This is a genomic window from Nocardia sp. NPDC004573, from assembly GCF_053602135.1.
The window spans coordinates 161439-181884 of sequence record NZ_JBSGDA010000012.1; the positions used below are offsets into that span (position 1 = coordinate 161439).

Annotated in this window: 15 protein-coding genes; 1 reads left to right on the forward strand and 14 read right to left on the reverse strand. The window is 68.0% G+C overall.

What is annotated here, in order from left to right; all coding sequences use genetic code 11:
- Positions 1-119: 119 nt before the first annotated feature.
- Positions 120-1655 (reverse strand): amino acid permease, encoded by a 1536-nt coding sequence (locus tag ACWEKR_RS20475; RefSeq protein WP_452355814.1) that lies wholly within the window; start codon positions 1653-1655, stop codon positions 120-122.
- A 215-nt stretch (positions 1656-1870) separates the two neighbouring features.
- On the opposite strand from ACWEKR_RS20475, the gene ACWEKR_RS20480 reads away from it, so the two are divergent.
- A complete protein-coding gene (locus ACWEKR_RS20480; RefSeq protein ID WP_195087192.1) occupies positions 1871-2932 on the forward strand; it encodes an SPFH domain-containing protein in 1062 nt (353 codons plus the stop codon).
- A gap of 36 nt (positions 2933-2968) precedes the next feature.
- Here the strand turns inward: ACWEKR_RS20480 and ACWEKR_RS20485 are convergent, their stop codons facing one another.
- The 13 genes from ACWEKR_RS20485 to ACWEKR_RS20545 form a co-directional block, all read right to left on the reverse strand.
- Positions 2969-7912, reverse strand: a complete 4944-nt coding sequence (locus tag ACWEKR_RS20485; RefSeq protein WP_452355815.1) for an NAD-glutamate dehydrogenase — start codon at positions 7910-7912, stop codon at positions 2969-2971.
- Between the two features lie 173 nt (positions 7913-8085).
- A complete protein-coding gene (locus tag ACWEKR_RS20490; protein ID WP_452355816.1) occupies positions 8086-8766 on the reverse strand; it encodes a hypothetical protein in 681 nt (226 codons plus the stop codon).
- Between the two features lies 1 nt (position 8767).
- On the reverse strand, positions 8768-9811 hold the full coding sequence (locus tag ACWEKR_RS20495; protein WP_452355817.1) for a hypothetical protein: 1044 nt from the start codon (positions 9809-9811) through the stop codon (positions 8768-8770).
- Between the two features lie 77 nt (positions 9812-9888).
- Positions 9889-10242: a helix-turn-helix domain-containing protein gene (locus ACWEKR_RS20500; protein WP_063024976.1), complete on the reverse strand. Its 354-nt coding sequence runs from the start codon at positions 10240-10242 to the stop codon at positions 9889-9891.
- A gap of 16 nt (positions 10243-10258) precedes the next feature.
- A complete protein-coding gene (eccE, locus tag ACWEKR_RS20505; protein ID WP_452355818.1) occupies positions 10259-11980 on the reverse strand; it encodes a type VII secretion protein EccE in 1722 nt (573 codons plus the stop codon).
- Positions 11977-13332, reverse strand: coding sequence for a type VII secretion-associated serine protease mycosin (gene mycP / locus ACWEKR_RS20510; protein WP_452355819.1), 1356 nt, complete (start codon positions 13330-13332; stop codon positions 11977-11979). Before mycP ends, eccE begins: the two co-directional genes overlap by 4 nt.
- A complete protein-coding gene (gene eccD, locus ACWEKR_RS20515; protein WP_452355820.1) occupies positions 13332-14855 on the reverse strand; it encodes a type VII secretion integral membrane protein EccD in 1524 nt (507 codons plus the stop codon). Before eccD ends, mycP begins: the two co-directional genes overlap by 1 nt.
- The gene (locus ACWEKR_RS20520) at positions 14852-16480 is read right to left on the reverse strand and encodes an AAA family ATPase (protein WP_452355821.1); all 1629 of its coding nucleotides are present in this window, start codon (positions 16478-16480) and stop codon (positions 14852-14854) included. The genes eccD and ACWEKR_RS20520 overlap by 4 nt, the downstream gene beginning before the upstream one ends.
- Positions 16481-16514: 34 nt before the next feature.
- Positions 16515-17405 carry an ESX secretion-associated protein EspG gene (locus tag ACWEKR_RS20525; protein WP_452355822.1) on the reverse strand — a complete coding sequence of 297 codons (891 nt, stop codon included), beginning with the start codon at positions 17403-17405 and terminating at the stop codon, positions 16515-16517.
- Entirely contained in the window at positions 17402-18760 is a 1359-nt protein-coding gene (locus ACWEKR_RS20530; protein ID WP_452355823.1) for a PPE domain-containing protein, read from the reverse strand. Before ACWEKR_RS20530 ends, ACWEKR_RS20525 begins: the two co-directional genes overlap by 4 nt.
- 30 nt (positions 18761-18790) lie before the next feature.
- The gene (locus ACWEKR_RS20535; protein WP_452355824.1) at positions 18791-19102 is read right to left on the reverse strand and encodes a hypothetical protein; all 312 of its coding nucleotides are present in this window, start codon (positions 19100-19102) and stop codon (positions 18791-18793) included.
- Between the two features lie 399 nt (positions 19103-19501).
- Complete coding sequence (locus ACWEKR_RS20540; protein WP_452355825.1) at positions 19502-19807, reverse strand: hypothetical protein; 306 nt, start codon at positions 19805-19807, stop codon at positions 19502-19504.
- A 43-nt stretch (positions 19808-19850) separates the two neighbouring features.
- Complete coding sequence (locus tag ACWEKR_RS20545) at positions 19851-20159, reverse strand: WXG100 family type VII secretion target (RefSeq protein WP_452355826.1); 309 nt, start codon at positions 20157-20159, stop codon at positions 19851-19853.
- Positions 20160-20446 lie beyond the last annotated feature (287 nt).

Below are 20446 nucleotides of genomic sequence, written 5' to 3' on the forward strand. Positions count from 1 at the left end.
GACCCGCCGTTGAATCGCGGTTTCATTCTGGTCCGCCACCTGTCGATGCGCGCGTGTGTTTTGTTCCCGACATTGGGAATAGTTCCGCCCCGGGCGAACGGCCCGGGGCGGATACTGCCTTACTCTTCGTCGTCGGGCTTGTCGAGGATCACCACCGTGTCGCTCGTCGTGCGGAGCGGGCGCTCCGCCAGGACCGGGAACTGGCCGGTGATGCCCTGGCGGATCTCCGCGATCTGCAGCACCCGCTTGCGAGCGAGGAACCAGCCGCCCACCAGCGCGGGAACCATGATGACCACCATTGCGATCACCGCGCCGCGCTGCACGTGGTCGTCGCTGAACGCCATCAGCAGGACCACCGCGGCCAGGAACACCAGCGTCGCGAAGCTCGTGTACGGCGCGCCGATCAGCCGGAAGGACGGACGCTCCGCGCGGCCGGTGCGCGACCAGCGCCACAGCTGCAACTGGCAGACCACGATCGCGGTCCACGCGAAGATGGTGCCCAGCGCCGACATGTTCAGCACGATCTCGAAGGCCTGCTCCGGCACCACCGCGTTCAGACCGACGCCGATGAGCGCGACCGCGCCGGTGGCGAGGATGCCGACGTAGGGCACACCGCCACGGGACATCCGCGCCGCGATGGTCGGCGCACTGCCGTTCATCGACATCGAGCGCAGGATGCGGCCGGTCGAGTACAAGCCGGCGTTCAGGCTGGAGAACGCCGCGGTCAGCACGACGATGTTCATCACCGAACCCGCGCCGTCCACACCCAGCCGCGAGAAGAAGGTGACGAAGGGGCTCTCACCGTTCTTGAAGGCGGTGTAGGGCAGCAGCAGCGCCAGCAGGACCAGCGAACCCACGTAGAACAGCGCGATCCGGGCGATCACCGAGTTGATCGCGCGCGGCATGATCTTCTCCGGGTTCTCCGCCTCACCGGCCGCGGTGCCGACGAGTTCCACTGCGGCGTAGGCGAACACGACGCCGGTGGTGACCAGCACCAGCGGAAGCAACCCGGTCGGGAACAGCCCGCCGTGGTCGGCGATGACGCTCGGCCCGGTGACCTGGCCATCGACCTTGAAGCGGCCCGCGAGGAACACCGTGCCCACGATCAGGAACGTGACCAGCGCGATCACCTTGATCAGCGCGGCCCAGAACTCGAGTTCGCCGAACCACTTCACCGACACGAGGTTGATGCTGACCACGACCGCCAGCGAGACCAGTGCGATCAGCCACTGCGGGATCGCCTCGAACGCTCCCCAGTAATGGACATATGTCGCGATGGCGGTGATGTCTACGATCCCGGTCATGCACCAGTGGAAGAAGTACATCCACCCGACCGCGAAGGCCAGTTTTTCGCCGTAGAACTCGCGGGCGTAGGAGACGAACGATCCCGAGGAGGGGCGATGCAGCACCAGCTCACCGAGCGCCCGCAGGATGAAGAACACGAACACGCCGCAGATGGCGTACACCAGGAACAGGCCAGGGCCCGCGCTGGCCAGCCGGCCACCCGCGCCGAGGAACAGGCCGGTGCCGATCGCCCCACCGATCGCGATCATCTGCAGCTGACGCGGGCGCAGCGACTTGTGGTAGCCCGAGTCCTCGTCTTCGAGCGCGGCAGCCTGCGCGGGCGCATCCGCTGGTGGTCGAACTGTGGTCATGGCGATGGCCTTTCAGGTGACGGCGATCATAACTTCGCTCAATGTACCGTTAGATAGCGGCACGTTCAATAGCGGATCGCGACTTGTAACACGCTGGACATCAATGATTTTCAGAAAAGGGCGTCCGAGCAGCGGCGATCAGCGCAGGATTCGTTGATCGTGCCACCGCATATCGGTACGCTGAATGTGACAAATAGGACGATGAGGGAGCGCGAATGGCCTGGTTCGAGCGGGAATTCATCGCGGTCCCCGAGGACCGCAAGAACCAGCTGGTCTACAAGTGGCCGGATGTCAACATCCGCCGCTACAGCCGCGCGCTGGTCAACGCCGATCAGCTCGCCCTTTTCGTCAAATCCGGGCGCGTGGTGGCCGCGATGGGCCCGGGACGCCACCGCATCGACGCCGACGAGCTCCCCGTGCTCGGCGCGCTCGTCGACACCCTCACCGGCGGGAACTACTACCGCGCCGAGCTGTATTTCGTCTCCACGCGAGAGTTCCCGGGCATTCGTTTCGGCGGCCGGCTCGACGACATCCTCGATCCGGTCAGCGAGCAGGTGGTGACCCTGCGCGTCTTCGGCGAATTCGCCCTGACCGTGCGCGACCCGGCCGAGCTGCTCACCGCGCTCGCGGGCACCGCCGATCTCACCGACCAGGATCGAGTGCAGAACTGGTGCGCCGACTTACTGCTCAAATCCATGAAGATCGCGGTGACCCAAGGGGTCGCGCGCGGCGACTGGCCCGTGCTCGGACTCTCGGCGCAACTGCAGCCGATCGAGCACGCGGTGATGCGCCAGACCAACACCGCGCTCTACGAATACGGGCTGCGTATCCCCCGCATGGGCAACTTCGACATCAGCTTGGCGCCGGAGGATGCCGACCGGCTGAAGCGACTGGCCAAGGACGTCAAGTACATCAGCCTCACGGGTGATTTCCAGCGCTACGCCGCGGGCGAACTCGCACTCGGCGCGAGCCAAGGGTTCGCGCGCGGCCACCACGGCGTCGAAGGCGGGTTCCTGGGCGCGGCGTTGAGTTTGAACGCCATCGGCCACCAGGTCGCGGCCCCCTCCCCCGCGCCGCAATTGCCCGCCGCAGCGCCGGAGACCGCCCAGACGACGTGCGCCGCCTGCCAGTCCGCCAATCCGGCGGGCGCCAAGTTCTGCATGAACTGCGGAGCGCGTCTCGCGCCGCAGCCACGGCACTGCCCGAGCTGCGGCGCGCCGTCGACGCCCGCCGCCAAGTTCTGCGGCGACTGTGGAACGCCGATGCCCGGAGGCTGACGCCGAGCGTCTGCCTCCGGGCATCGTGCGGCCGGGTCAGCCCGCGATCGTCGGCGCCAGCGCCGTCGACTCGCCGCCGCTCACCATGCCGCGCACCTGCCGCGCCGCCACCGACAGCGCCGCGAGATCATGCGTCTCGGCGGCGAAGATCTGCGCCAGCGACGCGCCGGCGCGGGCCAGCCGCGACCGGTTGGTCGACTCCCAGTACGCGATCTTCTCGGCGGTGCTGTCCTGCGGCTCGCTCGCGGTCAGCACGTCCAGGGTCAGCGACCGCAGCGAATCGTAGAGGTCCTCGCGGACCGCCAGACGCGCCAGCGCCCGCCAGCGCCCGCCGCGCTCCAGCTTGCCGACCGCGGTCAGCAGCCGTTCGATCTGGAAGTGCTCGTTGAGCGCGTAGTACAGCACCGCGACCTCCGCGGCGTCGCGCTCGGCGATGTCGGCCAGGTCGATCACGTCCAGCAGCGGGAAGCGGTGGATCAGCCCGAAGACCTCCTCGGCCAGCTCCCGCGGCGCGCCACGGGCGATCGACCGCCGCGAACGCTCGGCGAGATCGTCGGTGAGGTAGCCGGTGAGCCACGTGGGCACCTGACCGGACAGGGCGCGCACGCCGTCGCGGTACCTGGCGATGTCCGCGCCGATCGCGATCGGCTGCGGCCGGTTGGACAGCAGCCAGCGCGACGCCCGGTCCAAGGTGCGCTTGGTCTCCAACTCCAGTTCGTTGCGCGCCGCCGTGGACATCGGCGTCTCCCGGATGCGCTGCCACAGGGCGTGCAGATCGAAGATCTCCACCGCGGCCTTGTACGCGCGCACCGCGTCGTCGGTGGTTGCCCCGGCCTCTTCCGCGAGGCGGAACGCGTAGGTGATCCCGCCGTAGTCCACCATCTCGTTGACCACGACGGTGGCCACGATCTCCCGCCGCAGCGGGTGCCTGCCGATCGCGGCGGCGAACCGCTCCCGCAGCGGGGCGGGGAAGTAGGCGGGCAGCACCGACGCGAACGCCGCGCTGTCGAGCAGATCACCGGCCAGCAGGTCGGCCTTCAGCGAGAGCTTCACGTGCGCCATGAGATTCGCCAATTCGGGCGAGGTGAGCCCGGTCCCATCGGCGGCGCGGCGGGCCAGCTCCGCTTCGGTCGGCAGCGCCTCCAGTTCGCGGTCCAAACCGCGCCGCTGCTCGAGGTCGTTGATCATCCTGCCGTGCACCCCGGACATGCCCGCCGCGTCGGCCCGCGACATCCCGAGCCGGAAGTTCTGCGAGATGTTGTCGCGCAGCACGAGGTCGGAGACCTCGTCGGTCATCGAGGCCAGCAGCGGATTGCGCTCGGCGAGGGGCAGCTCCCCGCTGGAGACGACGGCGTCGAGCAAGATCTTGATGTTGACCTCGTGGTCGGAGCAGTCCACGCCCGCCGAGTTGTCCAGCGCGTCGGTGTTCATGCGTCCGCCGTTGCGGCAGAATTCGATGCGGCCCAGCGCCGTCGCGCCCAGGTTGCCGCCCTCGCCGATCACCTTGACCCGCAACCGGTCGGCGTTCACCCGGACCGAGTCGTTGGACTTGTCGCCCACGTCGGCGTTGGTTTCGGTGCTCGCCTTGACGTAGGTGCCGATCCCACCGTTCCACAGCAGATCGACCGGGGCCAGCAGAATGGCCTTCATCATCTCGGGCGGCGACAAGGTGGTCACATTCGCGGGCAGGTCGAGTGCCACGCGCACCTCCGGCGTCACCGGAATCGCTTTGGCGGAGCGGTCGTAGACGCCGCCGCCGGGGCTGATCAGCGACGTGTCGTAGTCCGCCCACGACGACCTCGGCAACGCGAACATCCGCTGCCGCTCCCGATACGAACGCGCCGCATCCGGATCCGGATCCAAGAAAATATGGCGGTGGTCGAACGCAGCCACCAACCGGATGTGCTCCGACAACAACATCCCGTTACCGAACACATCACCACTCATGTCACCGACGCCCACGACGGTGAAATCCTGGCTCTGAGTATCGATCTCCATCTCGCGGAAGTGCCGTTTGACGCTCTCCCACGCGCCCTTGGCGGTGATGCCCATGGCTTTGTGGTCGTAGCCGGCCGAACCGCCGGAGGCGAAGGCATCGCCGAGCCAGAAGCCGTAGCTTTGCGCCACGTCGTTGGCGATGTCGGAGAACGTCGCCGTGCCCTTGTCCGCGGCCACCACCAGGTAGGTGTCGTCACCGTCCCGGCGCACCACCCGCGCTGGCGGGAGCACTTCGCCGGTAGCGCGGTCCACGTTGTCGGTGACGTCCAGCAGGCCGGAAATGAACGTGCGATAGCACGCGACGCCTTCCGCGCCCAATGCCTGCCGGTCCGCGACCGGATCACCGGTCGGCGTCGGCGGTTGCTTCACCACGAAGCCGCCCTTGGCGCCCACCGGCACGATCACGGCATTCTTCACCGCCTGCGCCTTGACCAAACCCAAGATCTCGGTGCGGAAGTCCTCCAACCGATCCGACCAACGCAAGCCGCCACGCGCCACGGAACCGAAGCGCAGGTGCACGCCCTCGACTCGGGGCGAGTAGACGAAGATCTCGAATTGCGGCTTGGGCTTGGGCAATTCGGCAATGGCGTGCGGATTCAGCTTGACCGACAGGTAGTCCAGCGTGGCACCCGCCTCGTCATGCCGGTAGTAATTCGTCCGCAGGGTCGCCTCGATCAGGCCGAACAGGGCGCGCAGGATGCGGTCGGTGTCCAGGCTGACCACCGCGTCGATCTCGTCCTGCACCCGCGCGGCGATCTCCGCTGCCCGGTCGGCGGCCTGCGTGCCGACGCCGTCCGGGTCGAAGTACGCGGCGAACAGGTCGAGGCATGAGCGCGCCGTCGCCGGATGCGTGAGCAAGACGCGGGTGATGTTTCCGAACGTGTAGGCGAATCCGGCCTGCTGCAGATACTTCGCGTAGGCACGCAGCAAGGCCACCTCGCGCCAGTGCAGACCGGCGCGCAGCACCAGTTCGTTCAGGCCGTCGACTTCGGCGCGACCGAACCACATCGCGGTCACCGCGTCCGGAAAACGCCGCCGCACACTGCTTTCCGGCAGCGACGTGGCGTCGACGGAGTGCGCCAGTTGCGCGGAGGGCTCGGCGGCCAGCGCTTCACGCAGCGGCGCCGCGGTCACCCGCAGCCCGAAGTCGTAGATCCAGCGGTCCGGCCGGTCCGCCAGCACGATGCGGTAGGGCCGCTCGTCGACCACCTCCACGCCGAGGCTGTGCAGAACCGGAAGCACCCGGCTCAGCGAGACACCCTCGCCCGCCACGTACAGCGTGAAGCGCCATTCGGCGGAGGCGGAGTCGCCTTGGCGGTAGAAATCGGTATCGATCGCGCCATCGGCCAGTCGCTCGAGCCTGCGCAGATCGCTGAGCGCGTGCGCGGGCTCGTGCTCCTGCTGGTAGCTGGCCGGGAAGGCCGTCACGTACTCGGTGACCAGCGCCTGCGGCACGTCGGCTACACCCGCGGCCTCGGCGACCAGGCGGTCGCCCCATGTCCACGTCGTCGCCAGCAGCAACTCCTGGATCCGCTCGCGATTCTCCTCGGAGATGTCGGCGGCCTCGGCGCCCGGCTTCCGGTGCACGGTGAAGTACACGACGGCCAGCTCCGATTCGGTGGCCCGGGCCGAGTACGCGATCTGCTCGGCGTCGAACTGCTCGCGCAGGATCTCGCCCATGCGCACGCGGACCTCGGTGGAGTAGCGGTCGCGTGGCATGTACACCAGGCAGTAGATGGTGTCGCTGCGCGAATCGCGCCGGATGAACAGCCGCACCTGCCGACGCAGCCCGAGATTCATGACCGCGGAGACGGTTTCGAACAGCCTCCGCGCATCGGTGGAGAACAGTTCCACCCGGGGGAACGACTGCAGCATCTCCAGCATGGCCTGCCCGGAGAACGAGTCGAGGCCGAAACCCGCCCATTCGATGACCTGCAGCACCCGCCGGGAGATGACCGGGATGTCGAGGATGTTCTCGTGCAGGCCCGCGACGGTGAAGGTGCCGACGAAGACGTGCTCGCCCTTCACCATCTTGACGGTGTCGCCCCAGGCCGCCCGGCCGCTCGGGTCGCTCGCGCCGTAATCGGCCACGCTGATGAAGTACAGGTCCCGCGATCCCGGCAGCAGCGAGTCGACCGAGCCGTTGGCCATCCGCAGCACCGTGCGCTTCGCACCCACCACGGGCACGCTGATGTCCGCGTCGGCGCCGTTGCCGAGGATGCCGAGCCCGGTGCCGGGCAGCTGCCACGGCTCGAAGTCGGCGTTCGCGCTGGGCGCGGAGCGGCGGAAGTGGTAGTAGCCGTAGCCGAGGGGCGTGAAATGCCCGTCCGACAGCCAGCGCAACAGCCCGGCGGTTTGCGGGATCTCCGCGTCACCGGCCCACTGCGCGGCCTGATCGAGCTGATCGGCAACGGTATTGAGCACCTCGACCATGGTCGGCGTGTCGTCGGCCACCCGCCGCAGGTCGGCCAGCAGCGGCGGCAAGGCTTGTTCGATCCGGTCCACCAGTTCGTCGGACAGGCCCGCGCCCAGCTGCACGTGGATCCACGATTCGCGCAGCGTCCGCCCGTCGGCTTCCCCGGCGGCCTGCTCGGTCACGCCGTCCCGGGGCGCGATGGACAGCACGCGGCCGTCCACATCACGCGAGACGTCGAAGACCGGGTGCACGACTTCGGTGACCGTCGCGCCGAGGCGGCGCAGCGCCGCGGTCACCGAATCGACCAGCAACGGCATGTCGTCGTTGACGATCTGGATCGCGGCGCCGACCCCGGCGCTGTCGTCCGGCCGGTAGACCCTGGTGGTCGCCGAACCGGGCGCGCGGGTGGCCGCAAGCTCCAAGTGCTGCCGGAAGATCCGCTCGGCCCGGTCCGTGATCGCCGACGCCGAGGGTCCCGGCTGGATCCACCGGAAATATGCCGCCTCCAGATCGGTCGGATCATCGCGGAACCGCTTCGGTGAAATCGTCTGCTGGGTGGTTGCCACCATCGATCCGTTGCCTTCCCGAGAACTGCGCTCGTACGTGTTTCGTACTTCACATAACGTACCGCTGGATAACGGCACAATCAACAGTGTAACAATAATCTGCCAGGACGAACATGGGTTACGCCGTCCGGATCAGGGATTTTCCGAGGCTCGGTGGAGCGGTCGCTGTTACGTCAGCGGACCAGCCCTGCCCTCGACATGAAGGTCTGAGCACCGGTTCGTCCGGCGAAGGTGCCCGTCTCCAACCGCAGACCCGTCCGAGTGTCGGCGTACCAGACGGTTGCCGAGGGGCCGATCGCCGCGTAGACGGGACCGTCCACGAGGGCCGCTCCGCCCGCGCCGCGCCATCGAGAGATGCTGTCGGCCAATCGATCCTGCGGTAGCACTTCGACGTAGAGGGTCAGGTCACGGCCGCCGGCGATATTGCCGAACAACATCGGGTCGGTGGCGGTGATGACGCACTTCTCTCGCTGCCCGCCCGAGTCGAGCGGTTGACAGATCGCCGAGGTGCGCAGCAGATCCGGCATGGCTCGCACCGGCGCCGTTCCCTGCACCGTCGACGGCAGCGACAGCGAACAGGACCGCACACCCCAGACCGCGGCGAGCACCATCAGCAGCCCGAGCACCCCGACTGCCTGCCACTGCCAGCGCGGATACGCCTTGTGCACCAATCGCTTCGCCTCGCCGCCGGCCTTCTCGGCGACTTCGGCGACCTGGGCGGGCAGTTTCTCCGCGACGGACTTCACCTTGTCCACGGCCGCGTGCAGCGGCGCTCCGCAGTGCGCGCAGCGCGCATCGGCACCGGTGTTGCGGTGCGAGCAGTACTGGCAGACCAGTTCGGGCAGGGTGGACACCTCAGCGCCCCGTGATGACGATCGAGGCGATCGCGGTGGTGTTGATCGACGGATCACCCTTGGACTCCAGCACGGTCAGCACGATCTTCGAAGCGCTCACCGGGGGCTCGGTCTTGGTCACCACCAGGGTCCGCTGGTCGAGGGTCGGCTGCGTGTAGACGGTCTTGTTGGCGTCGTCGAACTGGTAGGAAACCCGGCTGACGGTGCGATATTTGGCCCACTGATCGGTGCCGTCGGCGCTGATGTGGTCCCAGCCGGGCACGATGCCGATCGAGTCGATCTGATACGTCTTGCCCAGATCGATGGTGATGACCTGCCCGTCGACCTTGTAGGCGCGTACACACGACCACGCCTTGCCCGTCTGCCCGCCGAAAGCGTCCATTGCCGACGTGCTGCCGGGCGGGCACTTCGAGTTCGCGGCCTTCGGCTGAATGATCCCACTCGCCGGCGGTGCGGGCGAGGTCGACGGCGCGGCGGAACTCGGCGGCGGCGTGACGACCAGCACCTGGTTCTGCGAGGTGTTCTCCTGGCCGCCCGTTGTGATCAACAGCAGCACCAGCAGGACGGCGAGCACCGCGGCGACGATCAGCGCGACTTTGGGTTTGCGCAGCTGGACGAGCGCGTCCTTCGCCATCTGCTGCGCGGGGGCGAGCCGGGTGGCCGACGCCGTCGACGGACGCTCCGGCTCCGGCTCCGGCGTGGCCTCCGCGTTCGATCTCGCGGCGACCGACGAGTAGTCGTTCGCGAAATCCATCGCCGGGGTGGGGTCCTGCGCCTGCCCGTTCAGCAGCGCCAGGATGCGTTCGCTGGCCTTCGGGCCGTCACCGGCGCGACGCCGCGGCGCGGCCTCGCGCGGCTGCGAGTCGAGATCCGGCAAACCGAGCGACGGAACGCTGATCGCCGCGCTGTCGACCGGGTCGGCGCCGAAATCCGCGGCGACGGTGGACGGCGACGCGGAAGACCCGAGCGAAGGATCGGCGAGCAGTGCGTCGAGGACCGCACCTCGATGACGGAGAAAGACGTCTCCCGGGTCCTCGGCGGGCATGATCCGGATCGTATCCGGATCATGTCATCCACCGAGCCGTCGCTATTCCCGCTGGAGAGAACAGCCGGTCGGCCGGATCAGCGCTTCTTCTCCTCGGTCACGAAGTACTCCGGTGGCACGTCGAACACCCGCGCCAGCGCGATCACCAGGTCCAAGCGCGGGATCGCGTCACCGTGGATCAGCCGGTACAGGCCCGACTGCGACACCGGCACGTCCGGGTAGGCCAGTTCCAGATGCTGCGCCAGTGAGTAGAGCGTCAGCGACCGCGTCGATCCGTCCTCGGTCGAGACGACGGATTCCGCGATCAGCTCCGACAGCCGACTGGAGAAGATCGCCGCCGCGGCCTGTCTGGGGGTCAGCGCGTCCCCGGCGTCCGGATGAGGGAGATCGCCGCCATCGGAATGGGTGTCCGCTACCACGGTGATAGACATTAACCGACCGCTCCCATCAGCTCACGCGACGGCCACCGGGTTGCGGAGGTGCAACCACGGGTCCGGATGCCTGCGCGGGATGCGCGGGCGGGCCGTCGACAGTATCGAAATATCGTGTTTCGCCTCTCGGCTCGATGAGGTCAACCCGCACCGTGCGCATCGGGATGCTCACGTCCACCGCGGTTGCGCTGACCTGGTTGATCGCGAGATCGACCGCACGCCTGCGCGGACCGCCGGGCTCGCTGATGGTGACCGTCGTGTGCGCCCTGGACGCACGTGGCGGCAGGTGGTCGAAGACGGCGATGGTGGCCGGGGGCTCCACCTCCGCAGTTTGCGAGCGGGTATGCCCGTCGCCCGGGTCGGCCAAGCGCATCGAGCGCGGATCGCCGACCGCGGTCACCAACTGGCGCCAGCTCTCCGGACGCGCCGAATGGATCTCCACGTCGGCGCCGACCACCATCGCCCGCAGGATGATCTGCTGAGCGACGGGCAACCTCGCATGCACGTCGATGGTGCGGCGGCGCGGGTTGAACCGGGCCGGATCGAACAACGGCAGCGCCAGCGTGTGGCGCGGCTGGCCGCTGATCGCGCCGAGGATCTGACCATTCGGTCCGATCGCGATGGCCAGATCGCTGGCGACATCCTCGGGTGCGATGTCGGCGCCGGACTCGAAGCCGCGCAGAGCGCGGACGGAGGCACCGGTGGGCAACGACGCCAGCAAGGCCGTGGACTGCGCGCCGCGCAGCAGCCGTAGATAGTCCGGCGGATCGGTGGTGACCGCGGGGCCGATGAACCGGACGATGGCGCGCGGACCTACCGTGTCGTCGGTCAGGCTCACCACGAGGGTGGTGCGGCCGCGGTTCCAGGTCCAGCAGTCGTCCAGGCTCTCCGAGCCCAACCGGGTCCAGTCGATCAGGAAGCTGGTCACACACCGGCCGGGCACCGACGACTCCAGATTGCTCCAATTCTCCCGGAGATCGGAGAGTTCGACTCCCGCGTGCAGCAGGCGCGTCGCTTCCCGCAAGGCGGCGGCGGGCAGCGCGTGCGCGGCGATGCCCCGCTCGCGCAGCCGGCTCGCGATCCGATGCGTGGCACTGGCCAGCGCTTTGGGGGCGACCACCGCGCACGGTCCGCGCTTACTCAGCGCCTGCAGGTTGCGCTCCTGATCGAGCCGGACCACCAGCCAGGTCAACCGGTCACCGACCACCGGATGAGTGCCGATCAGCTGGTCGTACAGCATGCTGTAGCTGCCACCCGAGCGGACCCGCTGACCGGTGGTCACGATGTCGATGTCGACCGCGATGCCGAACTGATCCAGCATCGGGAACAGCATGTCCACCGAGATGGTGTCCTCGGTATACAGGGTCCGCTCGGCGATGACGGTGGGCAGGTCCAGGTTCGGCGCGAGCTGGATCATCGCGACCAACGTGCTGCCCGCCTCGTTGACGCCGCATACACCTGCGGCGACCTGCACGTCCCGAATGCTGGCGATCTGCGTGCGTTCGCGCGCCCTGGCGGCCCGGGCTCTGCGGTAGACCGCCCAGTCGAGCAGCCAGCGAACGCCCGTCCGTTCGTTCACCCGGACGGTCACCGTCACAACCAGGACCGTGACCACCACCGCGCTCACCCACCACGGCGTCTTCGCCGACAGGCCCACCAGCAGCGGGCTGCCGACGACGACGAAGGCGGCGAACGGACCACGCTCGACGCCGGCGACCCGTACGCTCGGGAAGCTCACCGGCGCCTCCGCATGACGGAGTTCAGGTGGCTGCCCGCGAGGCCGAGCAGCACGGCGGCGAGGATGACGACAGTCGCGGTGATCGCGGGCCGCAGATCCTTCGCGCGCGGCGGCGGCGGCACCGGTAGTTCCGCGGACCGGAACAGGCCCGATGGCTGCTGTGGCGGTGTGCGATAGCTCAGGGCGGCGAGCGGGTCGATCACGCCCGCGCCGATCGCGTTGTCGATGCCGCGTGCGGGGGCGTGCGCGCTGGCTTGCAGGCGGGCGGCGATCTCGCGCGGTGTCTCGTTGGGGAAACGGGACCGCAACAGGGCGGCAACCCCGCTGACGTAAGCCGCGGCGAACGACGCACCGCCGACCGGCACCAGCTTGTCGGGTTCGCCGACACCGTTGATCAGGCCACCGCCGCCCGGTCCGAGTGATTCGATGCCGGTACCGGGGGCGGCGACGGAAACCCACGGTCCGGTGAGCGAATCCTGCATGGGAGCGCCGGTCGCGGTGGTGAAGCCCACCGTGAGCACGTCGGCGCCGAACCACCCGGGGGTGGAGATGGTCTTCACGTCGCGCCAGTTGCGCGGGTCCGCCGGGCGCGTCGGGTCGATGTCCGGATTCTGCGCGCAGCCGCCGCCTCCGGTGTTACCCGCACCGGCCACGATGAGCGCGCCGCGCACGTGGACGGCATGGCCGATCGCCGCCGAAAGCATGGACTGGTCGACCTGCGCGTCCACCGGAAGGCAGATGGGCAGAGACACGGTGATCACACCGGCGCCCTGATTCGCGGCGCGCGTGATAGCCCGCGCCAGCGTCCGGATCTCGATGGCGGTTCGCTGGCTCGGATCGGAACTCGGGCGTTCGGGACTGAACGCGCCCGAACGGGTACGGATGGAGATGATGCGCGCGTCCGGCGCTACTCCGGCGAATCCATCTTGCGGATCGGCGGTGGCGCCGATGATTCCGGCGACCAGCGTGCCGTGTGCGTCGCAGTCGGACAGTCCGTCGCCGCCGGCCGCGAGGTAGTCGCCACCGCCGACCAGGTTGGGCATGCGCGGGTGCGGCTGCACCCCGGTGTCGATGACGGCCACGGTCACTCCCGCGCCCCTGCTCAGCGCCTTGGCACGGCGCAGATCCAGCGCCAGCTCCGCCGGTGGCGTGCGGCTGAGATCGCTGTCGGGCAGCACACCCGCGGCCAGGCAGCCTTTGTCCTGCTTCATCGGCTGCTCGGGCCCGGGCGGGTCGTCCGCGGGCGGAGCGCCGACCACGACCTGGGGCGGCTCCAGGGCGACCGCGGGTGCGGCGGGGACGGCCAGCATCACCCCGGCGAGAACCGCCACAGCGGCACTGCCGACCTTCATCAGATCCCTCGCATCGCGGTATAGACGCCCATGATCCAGAACGCGATCACCGGAACGATCAGAATCAGCGCGTATTCCACCAGGTCGATGACCCTGCGGGTGACCGGCGACAGCCGTTTGCCCGGCAGCCGCAGCGCCGCGACGCAGGCGAGGCAGGCCGCCGACGCCACCACGAGGCCGACCACCAGCCGCGCCACGGGGCTCTCGTACGCGCCGACCAGAACGAAGCCGACACCGCAGACGGTCGCCACGGACCCGGCGACCAGCGCGATCGCCTGCACTCGATCCGGATGCCAGCGCGCGCGCATGGCAAGCAGTCCGCCGATCGCCGCGGCCATGACGATCTCGCGGATGCCGCCTGGGCTGACCGCGGCCGAGATCACCGCGGCGATCGCGAGCACGGTGGAGATAGCGGCCATCAAACCGCGCAGGCTGGTCACCGCGAGCCGGGCACGGCCTTCGATACCGGCTTCGTTGGCATGGCGCTGCTGCTCGCCGACGGCAGTGTGCTCGTCGCCTTCGCGCACCGTCTCCGCGTCGAAGATATCGGTCAGCGTGGTCGGGGAGACCTCGTTGCCCGGGTCCGGCAGATCCGGCGGACGAATGCGAGCGATGACCACGGCCAAACGTGGCGCCGCGGTCAACAGCACGATCGCGACGAATACCGTGCCGCCCGCTACTTGCCCGACGGACAGATCCGCGTAGGTCAGCGGCAACGCCGCGACGGTCAGCACGATGCCGAGCACCGTCACCGCCATCAGGGTCGCGATGCCCGTCTTGCTCAACCGCATCATGGTGGCGGCGGCTACCGCTGCGACCACCGCCCCCGCCGCCAGGTTGGCCGCGGCGAACGGGCCTGGCTGACCATAGGCGGGCGGCACCAGCATCGCGCCTCCGGCGAACAGCAGCGGCGTCGCCGTCAGCGTCAAGCCGAGAGGCAGCTTCGCCGGCGCGTTGCGCCGATGGGCCAGCGCGGCCGCGGCCCAGCACAGCCCGCCGAGCAACAGGGCGGGCAGCCCGCACCACAGCGTCGATCCGGTCATGGTCCACGACCAGGCCAGCATGGCGGCCACCGCCGAGGCTCCGATGCCGAGGACGGACAGCCCGACGATCGCCGCGGTGTTCGCGTCGAACTCGGCGAACTCGCGCTCGTTGATCAAGGCGAGAGCGTCGGTGATGTCCTCGACCACCGGCGTGAACACCTCAGCCGATTCGACGACCGCCAGCATCAGCACGGCCCCGTCGGTGACGTCGTGGTCGGCCAGGCTGCGCCAGCGCGGAATCGGCGGCTCGCCTGGCCGGGCCAGGCTCCACTGTCCCTGCGGCGGCGTGAAATCGACGCTCTCGTCATCGATCGCCGAGGCCAGCACGACCAGCAGATCATCGATGAACGTCTCGATGGTGAACTTGGTCGGCACCACCACGTCGACCTGATAGGTGGAAACCATCACGGCGATGCGAGCCCGCGCGACCTCCGCCGACGGCTGCGTCCCGGCGGGCGCGGGCGCGACGGCAGTACTCATCGCCACCCTCCGCGGTCACCGGAGCTGTCGGCGCCGCTGGAGAGGTATCCAGGGAATCCATCGGCCAGCCAAGCGGCCAGCTCTTCGAACGCGAGCACGGTCTCCTTCTCCAACAACCGCAGGTCGATCTCGCCGCCTTCGGCCAGATGCGCGTCATAGGGCAGGACGCAGGTCGGGCGTTGCGCGGTCTCGAACAGCTTCTCGATCGCGTCCACGTCGACGGTCGGCTTCAGCGGCTGGTGATGCACGATGCCGACGATCGACTTCGCGATCAGGTGTTGCAGGCCGTGCGAACTCAGCCAGTTCAAGGTGGCCACCGCGCCGGTCACGCCGCCGACGGTGGCGGGGGTGACGACCACGACGGCATCGCTGGTCTGCAGCACCGTCGCCGTCACCGAATCGAGCACGCCGGTCCCGCAGTCGACCACCAGAAGATTGAAGTGCTTGCGCAGGGTTTCCACGGCGGTGCTGTACTCGCGACCGGACAGCGCCTCGGTGGCCTCTGTGGACCACGGCGAAGCGATCACGGCGAGGTCGGAGGAATTGATCGAGGTGAACGACTGCACCGCGGAGAACGCGTCGAGGTTCTGCGACTGCGCCAGGTCGCGCAAGGTCAAGCCGTACGGGTGCCGGCAGGTGCGGGTCGAGAGATCACCGAAGTCCGGATTCGCGTCGATCGCGACCACCCGGTCCGGGCGCAGGCCCGCGAAGGTCGAGCCGAGCGTCGCGGCGGTGGTGGTGCGGCCGACGCCGCCCTTCACACTGATCACCGCGATCTGATAAGTCGTGGTGAGCTGGCGCCGAATGCGCGTCTTGCGGTCCTCGGCGCGCTGCTCGGCGGGTGAGAGCCCCAGGTTGAAGCCGACTTTGTTGAGCGCGCCGCGCATCCCGGAGTTGGATCGCAGCTGCGCCCGCTTCGCGGCGGAGATGTCGGCGAGCAGGTCGATCGAGCTGAGCGCGGCGGGCAGCACCTCGATGCGGGGCGTCGGCTCGTAGGCGGAGTGGTCGACGCGCTCGGGGACCCAGGGCGTGGCCGAGCCCGACGCCCACTCCTGATTCGCGGACGTAGCGTCGGTTCGCGCGATCGCCTGGGACTGCGTGGAGGCAGCACGGTCGACCTGGTACTGCTCGGCGGACCGCTGCTGCGCCGAATATTGTTGCGGGGCAGGCGGGGGGGCCGCCGAATAGTCGGGCGAAGGCGTACTCGCCTGCGCGGACGGCGCGTTCCTCTGTGATGGAGGCATATTCGTCGGTGCCGATGAGGCATTGGGCGGCGGGGGCACATCTGTCCGCGGCGGAGCCACATTGGCCTGCGGCGGCATGTCGGGTTGCGCTGTCGGCCCATTCGCCTGCCGAGGCGGCATGCTCGCACCGACCGGCGATGTCACTGCCGCCTGCGCGGAGCGGGGATCGGGCTCCCCGGCGGGCGCCTGCGGCTCGCGCGGCGCACCGATCACCGGATCGACGTGGGCGGACTTGTCGGCGTCCTGACTCATCTCTGCGGCGGGGCCCGGCGCGACGGCCGCGTCGGACAGCTCGTTCGTCGGGGCGAAGTACGCGTCGTAACCGCCGCGAGCGCGCGCGGACTCGGCCGCGTGACCGTTTCTGCTCGGTGCTCGGTTCATATCCGTCGTCCTCTCCACAACCACGGTCCGACGTTCAGTTCACTCTGCTGGTGTCGAACCAACTTCGACCGGGCAGCAGGTCGATGAGCGCCCCGATGCCCGCCCGTAAAGCCGCATCGTCGCCAGGGGCATATCTCGCCCACTTCCGTCCGTCCATCGCGACGCTCGGCGTCACGATGATTCGCCCCGACAGCGTATCCACCACGTTCACGCTGGATACGGACTGCGCGGAGCTGCCGTCGCGATGCTCGATGATCACCACCTCCGCCCGTCGGACCACCTCGTCCAGCACCCGGCTCAACACCGCGGCGGCGTGCGGTTCCGCCCCGAGTTCTACCAGGGCGCGCCGCCGTTCGTCCGGGTCATCGGGAATCTCCCCGAATTGCTCCACCGTGGCGGCGACCGACTCGAACTGCAATACCGGTGCCGGACCGAGCGCGGCCAGGACAGCAGCCGGCAAGGTGTCGAGTTGGTCGCCCTGCTGGAACACCGACTGGATGACGACATGGTCGTCGGAGCGCACCGCGAGTACATGGGTCTCGCCCGCGCGCACCAGTGACATCCGCAGCATTCCTTTCGGCTCGCCGTCCAAACCGGTGTCCAGGATCCGTACCGCCATTTCCACGTCCGGCCGGTACAGGCACCGCAGCCAGTGCTCGACGACCGGGTGCACGCGTCCATCTTCGAGCACGCCCACTTCGGTGAGCTGCTCGGCGACTACGGCGTACACCCGATCCCGATCCTCGATGCGGTAGATGTTCGGCAGCAGCGCCAGTACCGGCGGATAGGACTCGATGTCGACCAGATGCTGTAACAGCAGGGCGGCATCGACATTCAGGTCGATTGCGACCGGATCGTCTTCCACACCTTCCTCGAATGCATCGATCATCCCCTTCGACTGGATATCGGCCTCGGTGCGCTTCACCGAGGACGTTCTGCGGAGGCGAGGACCCCTTCGTCTTCGTTGTCGTTTCGCTCGATAACACCCACCGCCGGTACCGATTCGAGCATCGCCTCGTCTCGGCCGTCCCGGTCCTCGTACTCGATGACCCCGATGACGGGAGGTTGCTCGAGTACCGGAACATCCTGCGGTTCACCCGGGACGAACACCTTCGACGACCTCTTCTCGTCGTCGCGGCGTCGTCGCATTCGCGCCCTGGGCGCGACCGCACCGCGCGGCGGACCCTTCCGGCCCATCGGCCCGGACGCCGCTTGCTGCGGCATGGCGCCGAACGCCCGTCCGGCTCCTGGATTCCAGCTGGCGGGCATCCGGAAACCGGTCGCAACGCCCGGCATCGATCCGAGGCCGCCGCGGGCCATATTGAGCGCGACGAGACTCCCGGCTCCACCGCTCAATGCGGCCAATGTCGGCGAGTTCTGCGACGCGCCATACAACCACTGGTCCGTGGCTCCGTCTCCCGTGCCGTTCATTCCCGAATCTCCGGACCAGCCATTGGCATTCGGGTCCGGCGACAATTGCTCGGGATTCGTGGCGGGGTCCAGCGGATCCGTCGGCTGGGTCGGATCGGCCGGTTGAGTGGGATCCGTCGGCTGGGTCGGGTCGGGCTTTGTTGTATCGGTGAGGTTCTTATCACCGCCCGATCCGGTGTTGTCCGTTCCGTTGGTCGGCCCATCGCCCGTAGACGTCGACGATAGGTCCGTCTTGGTGAAGTCGTTCCCGGTGTAGTCGGTCGGGTTGTCGTAGGACACGTTTTGCGTCTGCGGACCCGGCCCTGGGCCGCCGGTCACGACAGGCGGCGCCTCGAGCGGTGGCGGCAATGCGGCCAGTGTGGGCACCAGCGCCCCGGCGTAAGCGCCCATGACGCCGAGGGCGGCCGCTCGGAGCGCGAGCAACTCGGCTTCGGCTTCGAGGAGGGCCGCCCCGCTCAATGGGCCGAAACCGCCGAGGAGCGCGGCGCCCTCCTGAGCCCGGACCTGGGCGGCCTTGGCGGCGAGGACCGCCATCGCGGCCTTCGCGGCGGTGGAGATGTCCGCCGCTCGGTCCAGCAACTGGCCGGTCGCCTCGGCCACCGCCGCCTGCTCACGCAACCATGCCGCATGTTTGCGGAACGCCGCCTGCGCCTGGTCGGCGGTGAGCGCTTGGAACGTCGTACTCATCTGGAGCATCGAACTGTCGGTGTTGGCCGCGGCGGCATTCAATCGCATGGCCATAGCCGAATAAGCTTTCGCGGTCAGCCGCGTCGTGGCGACCCCATCGCCGGCGAGCACCGGGGCGATGATCCCCTCCGGCCCCAGCGCGCCGAGTACCACAGCAAGCATCTCGTCAGCTTTCGCTCGCGGTATCCGCGCCTAGAACGCGGCTACTCTACTGATCACCTGGCTATGGCCGGTCGCGTCACCGACAGCGAAGGCAACGCCCACTTCTGGTAGAGCGACCGCACCATCGACGCCGAGGGCGATTCCGTTTGCCGTGGTGGGGAAGAACAGCCCCGCCTGCTTGGCGCACGCGGTGGGGATGAGCGCGCTCACATCATCGAGACCCGGCGGGGCGGGGACAGCGACGGGAGCGGTCGCACCCAGCATCAACATCAAATCCTCCGCGCTGACGCCCAGTTGCGAGGCGATAACCGGGAGATGATCCCAATCGACAGCGAGATGCATGGAAGTCTCCTAACGACCAGTACCCACTCTTGGCGAGTAGTACATCGACATCGAGCGGTGCAATCAGAACGTTAAGCTATTCCCAGCGATGGGGATGCGACACGGAACTCGCGTTCACCCCTGCCGACCACCCCTCGCCGCCTGCGGAAGACCCTTGAAACCCGAGCGGACGCGTCACGTGACACGAGTCGTCCGCCCACCCCGCCGACCGGCATCCAGGACATGCGATCGCCCTCGACGATGTTCGCGAACGAATTCGTCGAGGGCGATCGCATTCGATTTCCGAGCGGCCGCGGCACCGGCACAACGCGAGCACCGCCATCGCATCCGATCGACCATCACGGAGCCGGCTCGAGTCGAGCCGGACGATCCGCGCGGATGGCGATCGGGACCGGGTCGTCAGAGCCCGATCTGCGAGAACCTCATGGCTTGACCCTGGTCAACCACACGGAACTGGCCATCGATGCCGGACACGCCCTTGGTGGCCGCCTTCAGACTCTCCAGCGCCTCGTTGTACTGGGTGATCAGGCCATCGATGCGCTTCTGCAGGCGTTCGTTTTCGCTACCGGCGTCACCTTGGAAATATTGCTCGAGCAGAGCGGCTACCGCTTTCCGCTCCTCCTTGTTGACGGTCATGTCCTCGAGCGCCTTACTGGTGCGGATCACCAGGCCCTCAACGGCATTGTAATCGTTCTTCAAAACCATTTTCGGAGACCTTTCCCGATATCTTTCTTCTGCAGATCCGGCATCAGAAGTTGAGATTGTATTTGTTGACCTGCGACGCGTTTTCCTGGTCCTGGCTACCGAAGGTCGAACCGGCGACATTCAGTGCGTCGACGATCTCCATGAAGGTCGAGTGCAGCTTTCCGCCCTTGTCGAGAGCTCCCTGCATCGCCTGCTGGATGGCATTTCCGGTCGCGCCCTGAACCGCAGGCGCGTACTCCATCTTGATTCCTTCGAGAATGCCCAAATGGTTCTTGAAGGTGTCTGCGTGGGTAAAGAACTTCTTGGCGGCGGTGTTGATGTCATCCTCGTCGCCGGTGTAGCCGATGGCCATATCTATTCCTATCCTATGGGGCGTTTACCTTGCCTCGGACGGATTCGCCGAGGACGTTGACAACGTGTGCATCGGACTCGTCGATACGCGACTCGCGACACCGACGTCCTCGACCACACCGCTTGTGGAGAGCTTCTCCAGTACCGGCACCTCCTGAGTTACTTCGGGATCGAATACCGCTGCGAAAGCATGGATCTCTCTCGCTTCGGTGGCGTCCCGTCTTCGACGATCGCACCGAGCGGCCGACACCAGCGTGGCAGTATCCGAGGGCCTTCCGACGTCGCTCA